This is a genomic window from Sphingomonas sp. HMP9, assembly GCF_013374115.1.
Taxonomy (GTDB): domain Bacteria; phylum Pseudomonadota; class Alphaproteobacteria; order Sphingomonadales; family Sphingomonadaceae; genus Sphingomonas.
In genome coordinates this window covers 3675593-3687662 of the sequence record NZ_AP022673.1, presented here as the reverse complement: position 1 = coordinate 3687662, position 12070 = coordinate 3675593, and the positions used below count along the sequence as shown (strand labels likewise).

Here is a 12070-nt window from a genome sequence, read left to right as displayed (position 1 = left end):
GGCAAGGCATCAGTGACGGGGCGGTGCGCTTCGACAATGTTCGTGTCCCAATTGGGCCCCGGCCTTCGCCGGGGTGGTGGGTGCGGGCGGTATCAGCCCTTGGACGGCTTGCGGATCGTCGCAGAGAAGGCGGCGATCTTGGCTTCGTCGTCGCCTTGCACCACGAGGCCCCGCAGGAACAAGAGGCGGCCGGTTTCCTTGAGCACTTCGACCTGCGCCTCGATCGGGGCGCCGACCTTTCCGCCGCCGATGAACTGCGTGCTGAGATCGAGCGTGACCGCGGTGCCGGCGGTGATCAGGCCGAAGCCTCGCGCGGCCGCGAACAAGGCGACGTCGATGAAGGCCAGGAGCGCGCCGCCGTGGACGTTGTTCTGGAGGTTCGAGTGGCGATGCTCGGGGGTAATGCGGACGCGGACGATGTGGCCGTCGACGCGGTAGAGCATGGGGCCGAGGAGCGTGTTGAAGCGGGTCGGGTCGGAGAGTGACCAGCTGCGCCAGCCTGGGTTGGCGGGGTCTTCGGCTTCGATGAAGTGGGGTTTGTCAGTCATGATTGCCGTTCGTGCCGAGTAGAGACCGAGCGAAGTGGAGGGCTCGTATCGAGGTACATGTCCTTCGATACGCCATCTCGACAAGCTCGATGGCTACTCGGGACGAACGGAGTGGGGAGAGGGCTCATGCCAACCCCCGTGTTCCCCAGGATCAGACGACCCGTTCGGCTTCCATCTTCTTGATCTCGGCGATCGCCTTGGCAGGGTTGAGACCCTTGGGGCACGCGTTCGCGCAGTTCATGATCGTGTGGCAGCGATAGAGGCGGAACGGATCCTCGAGCTCGTCGAGCCGCTCGCCGGTCATCTCGTCACGGCTGTCGGCGAGCCAGCGATAGGCCTGCAACAGGATCGCCGGGCCGAGGAACTTGTCGCTGTTCCACCAATAGCTCGGGCAGGACGTCGAGCAACACGCGCACAGGATGCACTCGTACAGGCCGTCGAGCTTCGAGCGGTCCGCGGGCGACTGGAGACGCTCCTTGCCCGAGGGCGGCGGGGTGACGGTTTGAAGCCAGGGCTTGATCGACGAATATTGCGCGTAGAAATGCGTGAAATCAGGTACCAGGTCCTTGATCACGTCCATGTGCGGCAGCGGGGTGATCTGGACCTCGCCCTTGCAATCCTCGATCGCGGTCGTGCAGGCCAAGCCGTTCTTGCCGTTGATGTTCATCGAGCAGGAGCCGCAAATCCCCTCGCGGCACGAACGGCGGAAGGTGAGCGAGGAATCTTGCTCGCTCTTCATCTTGATCAGCGCGTCGAGCACCATCGGGCCGGTCTCGTCGAGATCAAGCGCGAACGTGTCGTAGCGCGGGTTCTCGCCCGAGTCCGGATCGTAGCGATAGACCTTGAACGATTTCAGACGCTTGCCCCCGCTCGCGGACGCATGCTTGACGCCCTTCTCGACGACGCTGTTTTTCGGGAGCGAGAATTCGGCCATTGCGAGCGGTCCGTCCGTGGTGTGATGATAGGTTGTCAGAGCCGATACATGACAGTGGCCCCGCCCGCAAATGCTTAGCTTCGCGGGTGCAACATGCGTTTACGTATGCGGCACCTGGCCGGAGAGCGGACGGCTCAGATCGGGCGGGTCAGATCGGGCGGGTCAGATGATGTCGAGGATCAGCCCGAGATCGCGCGCCTCTTCGGCTTCGATATACCAGTTGGACGGCGCCTTGGCCTTGAGGGCCTCGATCTCGACCTTCGATCCCTCGACCAGCGCGCGGAATCCCTCCTCCTGGATGTTGATCGAATCCTCGATCTCGTTGAGCTTGGCCTCGAGCGCGTAGCGCAGCGTGTTGAGCGGGCCGTTGAGCTGGATCGTGCTCTGCATCTGGCGCTCGTGGATCATGATGCGGCTGCCGCGGGTGAGGAAGCGGCTGTCGACGGGGAAGGCGGACATGAACGTCGCACCCGCCGAATAGACCGCGACCTTGCCGAGGAACAGCGTCTCGCGGCCGGTATATTCGCGGAGCAGGCGGATGTTGTCGCCCATCGCGCGCGCGACCTCGGGATCGCCGCCGAGCGTGGTGATCGACACGACGAGCGGGCCTTCGGCGGGCGCGGCGGCGAGCTGCGATTTGAAATTGTCGTACATCGCGTCGTCGACCGGGCCGTGGAGGTGGACGTGCGGAGCGGCGAGCAACGGGTAGTTGCGGGCGTTCGAAGCGGGGGATGTGTCGGTCATGCGCGGGCAAACCGACGAGGTGCCCGTGGGTTCCGAGTGCTCGTCCGCGGATTGTCGCCGGTATAGGTTTTATACCATTTTTGCGCTATAGTCCCCCATGTTCGACTTCGATCCGGGCAAGAGCGCCGCCAACGCGGCAAAGCACGGTATCGATTTCGTCGATGCTCAAGCGTTGTGGCGAGACGATGAGCGAATTGTCATAGAGTCGGCGCAACGCCATGTGGGCGAAGACCGGCAATTGGTGATCGGTCGGATCGACGATCGTCTTTGGACGGCGATCATCACTCACCGCGGCATGGCGACCCGGATCATATCGGTCCGTCGCGCGAGGGATTATGAGGAGTTGGCTTATGAACGCGCCCGCATCCGTTAAGGCAGAATTGCCCGAAGCTATCTCTTCCGAGGAACTTGATCGTCGGTTCGATGACGGCGAAGACGTCAGTGGCTATTTCGACTGGTCTACGCCCCGCAAGGCTGCGCTGGAGGCCAAGCGCGTAAACGTCGATTTTCCCGTATGGATGGTGCGGAGCCTCGACGTCCAAGCCCGCAAGCGCGGCGTGACGCGTCAGGCACTTATCAAGATGTGGCTGGCGGATCGGCTGGAAGCGGCGGGGGATCGGCTCGAGGACGTCGAACTGTCCTAACTGGTGCGCGCGCGCCGATGAGGTGCCGGTCGCGGTGTCGCTTGGCGACCTATAGCCTCGCTTTCCTGCCGAGCGCTCTCAAGGACTGGGAGAAACTCGGCGCCAACGTCCGGGAGCAGTTCAAGCCTCAGTTGGTCGAGCGGTTGAACGAACCGCACATTGCGGGCGCTCGGCTGAGCGGCATGCCTGGATGCTACAAGATCAAGCTGCGGGCAGCCGGCTATCGGTTGGTGTACCGGGTCGACGATGGGCTGGTGACGGTCGTCTTCGTTCCCGTCGGGCGGCGGGATCGCAATCTGGTGTACAAGATCGCGGCGGGGCGGTTGGAGCGGTAGGCATCGCGTCGCAGCCGGCGGTTCTCCTGCGAACGCAGGAGGCCAGGGTCACGGGACGCGGCGTTTGGGATCCTGGGCTCCTGCGTTCGCAGGAGAACGGATTAGCCTGGGTGCTTGTTCGTGCGTTTGTGCTGGAGGATCCAGCCTACCAGGCCGCCGGGGACACCGCCGACGAGCGAGAAGAGCGCGTAGAAGGTGATCGCGATCTTTTGCGGCTCTTCGCCGACGCCGGGGGTTTCTATCCCGAACACGTAGATCGCGGTCAGGATCGCGACGACCGCCGGCCAGAGAAAGCCGGCGATCATCGGCGGGAAGCGCGTGAGAAGCCCCACCGCGACGGGCACGAGGAACCCGATCGCGATGATGGCCCAAATCATCAGCTTACCCGCTTCATCAATATACCCGCTTCTTGGGCTTGATGTAGTCGACGTCGTCGGTGAGCGTGTAGTCGTGCACCGGGCGGAAATCGATCTTGGTCTCGCCGCCCTTGCCGCCCCAGCCGTCGAAGGTGGTGATGGTGTGCTTCATCCAGTTGGCATCGTCACGCTCGGGGAAATCCTCGTGCATGTGCGCGCCGCGCGACTCGGTGCGGTTGGCGGCCGAGTTCATCGTCACGACCGCCTGGCCGATCAGATTGTCGAGCTCCATCGTCTCGACCAGATCGGTGTTCCAGATCATGCTGCGATCCTTCACGCCGACGTCGGTCATCCGGTTGTAGATCCCGGCCATCTTCTCGACGCCCTGGTTGAGCAATTCGGTGTCGCGGAAGACGGCGCAATGCTTCTGCATGGTCTGCTGCATGTCGAGACGGATCTGCGCGGTCGGCGACCCGCCGCTCGCGTTGCGGAAGTGATCGAGACGCGTGAGCGCGAGGTCTTCCGAACCCTTGGGCAGCGGCGCGTGCGCCGTGCCGGGCTTCAGCGTGTCCTTGATGCGCAGGCCGGTCGCGCGGCCGAACACCACGAGATCGATCAGGCTGTTCGAACCCAGGCGGTTGGCGCCGTGGACCGACACGCACGCCGCTTCACCGACCGCGAACAGGCCGGGGACGACCGTGTCGGGGTTGCCGGCGACGAGGTTGACGACCTCGCCGTGGAAGTTGGTCGGGATACCGCCCATGTTGTAATGCACGGTCGGCGTGACGGGCAAAGGCTGGCGCGTGAGATCGACGCCGGCGAAGACCTTGCCGGTCTCGGTGATGCCGGGCAGGCGCTCGGCGAGCACCTTGGGATCGATGTGATCGAGGTGCAGGAAGATGTGGTCGCCGTTCTTCCCGACACCACGGCCTTCGCGCATTTCGAGCGCCATCGAGCGGCTGACGACGTCGCGCGAGGCGAGGTCCTTGGCCGACGGGGCATAGCGCTCCATGAAGCGCTCGCCCTCGGAGTTGGTCAAATAGCCGCCTTCACCGCGTGCGCCCTCGGTGATGAGCACGCCCGCACCGTAGATGCCGGTCGGGTGGAACTGGACGAACTCCATGTCCTGCAGCGGCAGGCCGGCGCGGAGCACCATCGCGTTGCCGTCGCCGGTGCAGGTGTGCGCCGAGGTCGCCGAATAATAGACGCGGCCGTAACCGCCGGTGGCGAGCACGGTCTGGTGGCTGCGGAAGCGGTGGATCGAACCGTCTTCCATGCACAAAGCGATGACGCCGCGGCAGACACCGTTTTCCATGATCAGGTCGAGCGCGAAATACTCGACGAAGAAGTCCGTGTTGTACTTCAGGCTCTGCTGATACAGCGCGTGGAGCATCGCGTGACCGGTACGATCGGCGGCGGCGGCAGTGCGCTGGACCGGAGGCCCCTCGCCCATGTTCTGCATGTGGCCGCCGAACGGACGCTGATAGATCGTGCCGTTCTCGTTACGGCTGAACGGCATACCGGCATGTTCGAGCTCGTAGACCGCCTGCGGCGCTTCGCGGCAGAGATACTCGATCGCGTCCTGGTCGCCGAGCCAGTCGGAACCCTTGACGGTGTCGAACATGTGCCAGGTCCAGTGATCCGGCGAGTTGTTGCCGAGCGACGCGGCGATGCCGCCCTGGGCTGCGACGGTGTGCGACCGGGTCGGGAAGACCTTGGTGATGCACGCGGTCTTCAGGCCGCTCTCGGCGATGCCCATCGTGGCGCGGAGGCCCGAGCCGCCGGCACCGACGACGACCGCATCATAGGTATGATCGATGATCTTATAGGCAGCAGACATTATGCCGGGGCTCCAGTGAAGGCGACCTTCAGGATCGCGAAGAGGGCGATGCCGCCCAGCGTGAAGGTGAACAGGTTGAGGAGGATCATCGCCACGACACGGCTTTCGCCATGCTGGTAATCCTCGATCACGACCTGAAGACCGAGACGGAAATGATAGAAGACCGATGCGATCAGCAATGCCATTGGCACCGCGACCCAGGCCGATTGCAGCCACAGATGGACCGCAGCGTAATCATAGCCCGGCATCCGCGCGACCGAGATCATCAGCCAGAGCATCAGGAACAGGTTCGAGCCCGCGGTCAGCCGCTGCCGCCACCAGTGAAGCGTGCCGTGCTTGGCGCTGCCAAGGCCGCGGACGCGACCGACTGCCGTACCGCTACCCATTACTTGATCCCCATGTAGAGCCAGAACACGATCGTCAGCGCGACCGAGGCGACCATCGTCGCGATCGCGCCCATCTTGTTCCGCTTCAGTTCGTAGCCCGCGCCGATATCGAGCACCATGTGACGGATGCCGGTCATCATGTGCTGGAACAGCGACAGCGTCAGGCCGACCGCGATGATATAGCCGAGGATGTTGAGGCCGCCCGCGTCGGTGGTGAACACGTCGACGAAAGTGGCATAGGCCTGATCGCCCGACGCGATGGCGGCGAGCCACCAGACGAGCAGCAGGCTGCCGACGGTCGCCATCCCGCTGCCGGTCGCGCGGTGCAGGATCGAGACCAGCATGTGCGGGCCCCATTTATAGACCTGCAGATGGGGAGAAAGCGGGCGTGCCGGGTTGCGCGATGCCAAGGGCGGAGTCCTCGAACCAGAAGATGACGGACCAAAATGATCTTGGTCCACAATATAGAGATCGGGCGACCTATTAGCCACCGCGTGCTGCGATGCAACCCATTGGGGCCGGTCCGGTAACCCATGACACCGGGCGCGACGCGATCGATCACGCACGTCGCGTGCCGTCGATCCCTAACCAGCCTTTAAGACATGGGGTGTAGCGTCGGCCTGGCACATTCGATCCGGAGTCCACCGTCTTGACCACCACCGACCTGCCGGCCCCCGGCGCGATCGCGGCCTCTGTCGACCTGATGGCACGGCTGCGCGTGTTCGACTTCGACGGATCGCTGACCGGCGCGAGCCGCGAAGTCTGGACGGCGCTCGCACCCGAGATCACGCATGTGTCTAAGGCCTATTGGGAACAGTGGCTGCGGTGCTTTTCCGACGAACGGATCTGGGCGCCGCACGAGACCGACCAGATGATCGAAGTCGGCTGCACGTTCCTGCGCAATCGCTTCCTCGACACGAGCGGACGGGCGTGGATCGAGTCGGTCGAACGGTCCGTGGCGGCAGCGTATGTCGCGGACGTCTCGCCGATGGCGCTGCTGTCGATGATCAGCGCCAGCGATCGTGCGGCGCTCGAGGTGCTGATGCGGCGCGTGGACCGGTCCGATCCCAAGCTGCCGGTCTTCATCGACACGCTGATGCGCCTGTCCGCGCTGGAGGGCGAGATCACCGTCGCGATCTATAATTCGTACCGGACGCACTCGGCTCGGATCGCGCGCGATACGCTGGCGGCCGAGTTCCGCGACGGCATAGCGGCGATGGTCGAGACCGCGACGGACGAGGGGCATATGCTGCGCGAACAGGCGCTGCGGAGTTCGGCGTCGACGCGCGCGGTGCTGGGCAAGGCGAGCGAAGTCGCCGCCGCCGCCGAGCAATCCGCCGTGGCGATGCGGGAGGCCGCGCAGACCGCCGCCGGGCTGATCCGCGCGATCGAGGATGCGCGCACCGAAGTGGAGGCCGCCGCCGAGATCGCCAATCGCGCCTCGACTCAGGCCAGCCAGGCAGTCGGCATGTCGGAGACGCTGAGCGATCATGCGAAGTCGATCGAGTCGATCCTCGGCCTGATCCGCGATATTGCCGGGCAGACCAACCTGTTGGCGCTGAACGCCACGATCGAGGCGGCGCGCGCGGGGGATGCCGGGCGCGGCTTCGCCGTCGTGGCGCAGGAGGTGAAGAGTCTGGCCAACCAGACCGCGCGGGCGACCGACGACATCGCCGCGAAGATCGCCGCGATCCAGTCGGCGACGCGCTCGACCGTCGATACCAATGCGTCGATCAAGTCGACGGTGGCCGAAGTGCAGGAGAGCGCCGACCGGATCCGCTATGCGATGGAGGCGCAGGCGCAGACTGTGACCGCGATCACCGCAGCGGTCGACGAGACCGCGCTGGCGGCGGATTCGATGTCGACCACGATCGCGGCGATCCGCGAGGATACCGAAACGGTTGCGACCGAGATCGACGGCGTCGGCCGCGGGTTCGACGTGCTCGACACGCGCCTGGGCAATCTGAAGACCAGCGCGGGCGACTTCGTTGCCAAAGTCGCTGCGTAAGCGCGCGACGGATGACGGGTTTTACGGACGTCCCGGTCATGCCGGCACGAGCGGAGCGATCGTTGCGCGACCGCGTCCGCGACTATGACTGGGACGGGCTGATCGCGCCGGCGTGCGCGACGCTGAGCGCGCTGCTCGACGAGAATGATCATCGGTGGATCGGCGCAATGTTCTGGCAGCACTATCTGTCGCTCGATGCGGTGCGCCATGTCGCATCGCAGATCACGGCGGAGCGGCTGCAGCAGCGGATCACGCAGAGCGCGACCTATGCGCGGATGCGGTATCATTCCCCCTATGACCAGGCGTGGGAAGCGATGGCGATCGGCTATGCCGACGAATCGCGGCGGTCGGGCATACCGCTGCCCGCCTTGCTGTCCGCGGCGGCGTTCGCGCATAGCGCCACGCTCAACCTGATCGTCGATCGGTCCGGCACGGATGCGGCGACGATGCGGATCGTCGCCGACGTGGTGCAGCGGATCGCGCTGATCGAAGCGGATATCATGGTGTCGCATCTCGGCGCGATCGATGCCGCCGCGGCGCAAAGCGAGCGGCGGACGCGCGCGTCGGACTTTCGCGGCAGCATCGCCGCGTCGATCGAGCATACCGCCGCACTGGGTGCGCGGATCCACGTGCAGGCGGCGGGCGCATCGGCATCGACTCGCGGCATCCTCGGCAAGGCGAGCGAGGTCGCGGCGGCGGCGGAGCAATCCGCGCTGGCGATGCGCGACGCGGCGCGGACCTCGGCGGGGCTGATCCGCGCGATCGAGACCGCGCGCAGCGAGGTCGAGGTGGCGGCCGGGATCGCCGATCGCGCCTGTGCGCAGACCGGCGAGGCGGTCGCCATGTCCGAAACGCTCAGCGAGCACGCCAAATCGATCGAATCGATCCTCGGGCTGATCCGCAGTATCGCCGGGCAGACCAACCTGCTCGCGCTGAACGCGACGATCGAGGCGGCGCGAGCGGGCGATGCCGGGCGCGGCTTCGCGGTGGTGGCGCAGGAGGTGAAGTCGCTTGCCAGCCAGACCGCACGCGCGACCGACGACATCGCCGCGAAGATCGCCGCGATCCAGGCGGCAACCGCGGCGACGGTCGCGACCAACGCCGGGATCAAGGCGACCGTGGGCGAGGTGAAGGACAGCGCCGACCGCATCCGGCACGCCATGGAGGCGCAGGCGCACACCGTGACCGCGATTACCGCGGCCGTCGACGAGACCGCGCTGGCGGCGGATGCGATGTCGTCGACGATCGCGACGATCCGCGCGGAGACCGAAGCGGTCGCGACCGAGATCGACCGGCTCGGCCACGCGTTCGGCGAGGTGGACGACCAGCTCGGCGTGCTGCGCGGCGCGGCGGACGGGTTTTCGGCGAGCGTGGCGTGAGGGCCGGACGAGCGTAAGGACAGAGCCCCGCGGAGATGATAACCGCGTCCACGGCCAGGCCCTGACGGACGGTGAAGTCGGTAACGCACGCGCGGAAGACGGGCTCGGGTGACGGATACACCCTACGGCGCTAGAGCCTGCCCATGACCATTCTTCTTACAGGTTCCAGTCGCGGTATCGGCGCGGCTATTCAGGCGGCGCTGACCGATGCGGGCGCTGCCGTGATCGGGCATGGGACCGCGAGCGGCATCGCGGCCGACTTCAGCGACCCTGCGGCGCCGACGGCGTTGTGGCACGCTGCGCTGGAGCAGGCCGGCGGGGCGATCGACGTGCTGATCAACAATGCGGGGGTGTTCGAGGCGAGTCCGTTGGGAGACGACGACTGGACCGCGCAGTGGGAGCGGACGATGCGAATCAACCTGACCGCATCCGCCGAGCTGTGCCGGTTGGCGGTGCTGCACTGGCAGGCGCGGGGCGTAGGTGGCCGGATCGTCAACATTGCCAGCCGCGCGGCGTATCGCGGGGATTCGCCGGCGCACTGGCATTATGCCGCGTCGAAGGCAGGGATGGTGGCGATGACCAAGACGATTGCGCGCGGGTACGCGCGGGAGGGGATCCTCGCCTTTGCGGTGTGTCCGGGATTCACGATGACCGGAATGGCGGAGGACTATCTGGCAAGCCGCGGCGGCGATGCGCTGCTGGCGGACATTCCGCTCGGCAAGGTCGCGGAGCCCGCCGAGATCGCCTCGGTCGCACGCTATTGCGCGCTGGAGGCACCGGCGTCGATGACGGGTTCGGTGATCGACGTGAACGGAGCGAGCTATGTCCGATAGTTGGAAACTCACCCTGCCCTGCACGCGCGCGGAGGCCGAGGCGATCGATGCGAGCGACGACCTGGGTCACGCGATCCCGGGCGACGCCGTGCTGATGACGACCGAGGAGATCGAGGACGACGTCGAATCATGGCGCCTCGACGCGTATTTCGAGCATGAGCCGGCGGCCGACACGGTCGCGGCGGTGCGCGCGCTGGTGCCGAGCGCGGCGGGCGCCGAGATCGCGGTCGAGCGGTTGGGCGATGCCGATTGGGTGACGATGAGCCAAGCGGGGCTCGAGCCTTTGTCGGTCGGGCGGTTCTTCGTGCATACTGGCGCGCATGCGGGCGCGGTGCCGGCGGACAGGCGCGCGTTCCTGATCGAGGCGAGCCGCGCGTTCGGGACGGGGCATCACGAGACGACGAGTGGGTGCCTGGCGATGCTCGATGGGATGGCGGACGCCGGCTTTGCGAACGTCATCGATATCGGGACGGGGACCGGGTTGCTCGCGTTCGCGGCGGCGCATCTTTGGCCCGAGGCGGCGGTGATGGGGACGGATATCGATCCGGTCTCGATCGACGTTACGCGGGAGAACGCTGAGCTCAACGGGGTTTCCGGGATCGAATTGATCGTGGCGGATGGCACGCTCGACGATGCGATCGTGGCGAAGGCGCCGTATGATCTGGTGATCGCGAATATTCTGGCGGGGCCGCTGGTGTCGATGGCGCCGGAAATTGCGTCGATTGCCGATGCGGGGGCGACGGTGGTGCTGGCGGGGTTGCTGGAGACCCAGCGGGCTGGAGTCGTGGCGGCGTATGAGGCTTGCGGGTGTTCGCTCGAGGCGGTCGACCGGCGCGGGGACTGGTCTGTGTTGCGGTTGCGGGCTGGTGACGTGCGGTTCGTGGCGGCGGGGCCGTTCGATCCGAAGGGGCGCGATGGGTGGGCGCTGGATATTTGAGCTTGCCGGCCCGGTAGAAGAATGTTCCCCCGCGAAGGCGGGGGTCCAGTCTGGGCCCCCGCCTTCGCGGGGGAACAGGGTTGGGGTGGCAACGCCCACCCTAAAACTAGCCCCTCCCCGGCGGAGGCCGGGGCCCAATTGGGCGAACTTCCGAGATGGAGCCGCACCGCTATCCCAATTGGGCCCCGGCCTTCGCCGGGGTGGTTTTTGGGTTGCGTTTGGGTGGTATTCAGGCGGCGAGCTTGGCGTTGGCGTAGTCCTGTGTGCCCTTGGTCAGCACCACGTCCTCGGGCTCGATCTGCGCCACCGGGATATCCGGCAGCGCCTTCAGCTCTTCGTACAACGGCGCGAAGTCGGTCTCGACCGTCAGCCGGAGCAGTTCGTCGAAGCTCGGGATCACGAAATAGTTCTGCTGGAAGTCGTCGATCCGGTATTCGGTCCGCATCACGCGCGCGAGGTCAAGCGCGATGCGGTTGGGGCTCGGGTCGTCGAGCGCGAAGCGGGTTTCGGCATAGCTGGAGACGATCCCCGAGCCGTAGATGCGCAGGCCTTCGGGTTCGGCGATCAGGCCGAACTCGACCGTGTACCAATAGAGCCGCCCGAGATATTTCAACGCGTCGAGCCCAAGCGCGCGCTGGCCGCCGCGGCCATAGGCGGCGAGGTAGTCGGCGAAGACGGGGTCGGCGAGCATCGGCACGTGGCCGAACACGTCGTGGAAGACGTCGGGCTCCTGCAGATAATCGAGCTGGTCGGGGCGGCGGATGAAGTTGCCCGCGACGAAACGGCGATTGGCCATGTGGTCGAAGAACACGTCGTCGGGAACGAGCCCCGGCACCGCGACGACCGACCAGCCGGTGAGCTTCATCAGGCGTTCGGACAGCTCCTCGAAATCGGGGATGCCGGGTTTGGAGAGCTTGAGCACGTCGAGCCCGCGCAGCCAGGCGTTCGACGCGCGGCCGGGTAGCAGCTTCGACTGGCGCGCGAACAGCGTGTCCCAGGTCGCGTGGTCCTCCGCGGTATAGGCCGACCAGTTCTGCGGGATCGTCCAGTCGGGGGCGCCTTCGGGCGGGGTGCTCAGTACATGCGTGTCATTGGCCATGCGCTTGGTCTAGCATGACGGAATGAA

General features: G+C 65.9%; 15 protein-coding genes. 7 read left to right on the top strand and 8 right to left on the bottom strand.

Annotated elements, in window-relative coordinates; all coding sequences use genetic code 11:
- Nucleotides 1-92: 92 nt before the first annotated feature.
- The 3 genes from HMP09_RS16675 to HMP09_RS16665 form a co-directional block, all read right to left on the bottom strand.
- Entirely contained in the window at nt 93-548 is a 456-nt protein-coding gene (locus tag HMP09_RS16675; protein ID WP_176501270.1) for a PaaI family thioesterase, read from the bottom strand.
- A 151-nt stretch (nt 549-699) separates the two neighbouring features.
- Nucleotides 700-1482: a succinate dehydrogenase iron-sulfur subunit gene (locus HMP09_RS16670; protein WP_176501269.1), complete on the bottom strand. Its 783-nt coding sequence runs from the start codon at nt 1480-1482 to the stop codon at nt 700-702.
- Nucleotides 1483-1644: 162 nt separating this feature from the next.
- A complete protein-coding gene (locus HMP09_RS16665) occupies nt 1645-2226 on the bottom strand; it encodes a ClpP family protease (protein WP_176501268.1) in 582 nt (193 codons plus the stop codon).
- A gap of 97 nt (nt 2227-2323) precedes the next feature.
- On the opposite strand from HMP09_RS16665, the gene HMP09_RS16660 reads away from it, so the two are divergent.
- From HMP09_RS16660 to HMP09_RS16650, 3 genes are read left to right on the top strand one after another with little or no spacing between them, the layout of a single operon-like run.
- Entirely contained in the window at nt 2324-2599 is a 276-nt protein-coding gene (locus tag HMP09_RS16660) for a BrnT family toxin (protein ID WP_176501267.1), read from the top strand.
- Nucleotides 2577-2870 carry a type II toxin-antitoxin system BrnA family antitoxin gene (gene brnA / locus HMP09_RS16655; protein ID WP_197942442.1) on the top strand — a complete coding sequence of 98 codons (294 nt, stop codon included), beginning with the start codon at nt 2577-2579 and terminating at the stop codon, nt 2868-2870. Before HMP09_RS16660 ends, brnA begins: the two co-directional genes overlap by 23 nt.
- Before the next feature lie 41 nt (nt 2871-2911).
- On the top strand, nt 2912-3205 hold the full coding sequence (locus tag HMP09_RS16650; protein WP_232090442.1) for a type II toxin-antitoxin system RelE family toxin: 294 nt from the start codon (nt 2912-2914) through the stop codon (nt 3203-3205).
- A 101-nt stretch (nt 3206-3306) separates the two neighbouring features.
- On the opposite strand, the gene HMP09_RS16645 is transcribed toward HMP09_RS16650, so the two are convergent.
- The 4 genes from HMP09_RS16645 to sdhC are packed head-to-tail and all read right to left on the bottom strand — an operon-like array spanning nt 3307 to nt 6131.
- A complete protein-coding gene (locus tag HMP09_RS16645; RefSeq protein WP_176501265.1) occupies nt 3307-3582 on the bottom strand; it encodes a hypothetical protein in 276 nt (91 codons plus the stop codon).
- A gap of 16 nt (nt 3583-3598) precedes the next feature.
- Nucleotides 3599-5401: a succinate dehydrogenase flavoprotein subunit gene (gene sdhA, locus HMP09_RS16640; protein WP_176501264.1), complete on the bottom strand. Its 1803-nt coding sequence runs from the start codon at nt 5399-5401 to the stop codon at nt 3599-3601.
- Nucleotides 5401-5787, bottom strand: a complete 387-nt coding sequence (sdhD, locus tag HMP09_RS16635; protein ID WP_176501263.1) for a succinate dehydrogenase, hydrophobic membrane anchor protein — start codon at nt 5785-5787, stop codon at nt 5401-5403. Before sdhD ends, sdhA begins: the two co-directional genes overlap by 1 nt.
- A complete protein-coding gene (gene sdhC, locus HMP09_RS16630; RefSeq protein ID WP_232090901.1) occupies nt 5787-6131 on the bottom strand; it encodes a succinate dehydrogenase, cytochrome b556 subunit in 345 nt (114 codons plus the stop codon). The genes sdhD and sdhC overlap by 1 nt, the downstream gene beginning before the upstream one ends.
- 320 nt (nt 6132-6451) lie before the next feature.
- On the opposite strand from sdhC, the gene HMP09_RS16625 reads away from it, so the two are divergent.
- The 4 genes from HMP09_RS16625 (at nt 6452) to HMP09_RS16610 (ending at nt 10944) form a co-directional block, all read left to right on the top strand.
- Entirely contained in the window at nt 6452-7795 is a 1344-nt protein-coding gene (locus tag HMP09_RS16625; RefSeq protein WP_176501855.1) for a methyl-accepting chemotaxis protein, read from the top strand.
- 11 nt (nt 7796-7806) lie between these two features.
- Complete coding sequence (locus HMP09_RS16620) at nt 7807-9174, top strand: methyl-accepting chemotaxis protein (RefSeq protein WP_232090440.1); 1368 nt, start codon at nt 7807-7809, stop codon at nt 9172-9174.
- A gap of 143 nt (nt 9175-9317) precedes the next feature.
- Nucleotides 9318-10007 carry an SDR family NAD(P)-dependent oxidoreductase gene (locus tag HMP09_RS16615; protein ID WP_176501261.1) on the top strand — a complete coding sequence of 230 codons (690 nt, stop codon included), beginning with the start codon at nt 9318-9320 and terminating at the stop codon, nt 10005-10007.
- Entirely contained in the window at nt 9997-10944 is a 948-nt protein-coding gene (locus HMP09_RS16610) for a 50S ribosomal protein L11 methyltransferase (protein ID WP_176501260.1), read from the top strand. The genes HMP09_RS16615 and HMP09_RS16610 overlap by 11 nt, the downstream gene beginning before the upstream one ends.
- Nucleotides 10945-11173: 229 nt before the next feature.
- Here the strand turns inward: HMP09_RS16610 and phhA are convergent, their stop codons facing one another.
- Entirely contained in the window at nt 11174-12043 is an 870-nt protein-coding gene (gene phhA, locus HMP09_RS16605) for a phenylalanine 4-monooxygenase (protein WP_176501259.1), read from the bottom strand.
- Nucleotides 12044-12070: the final 27 nt, after the last annotated feature.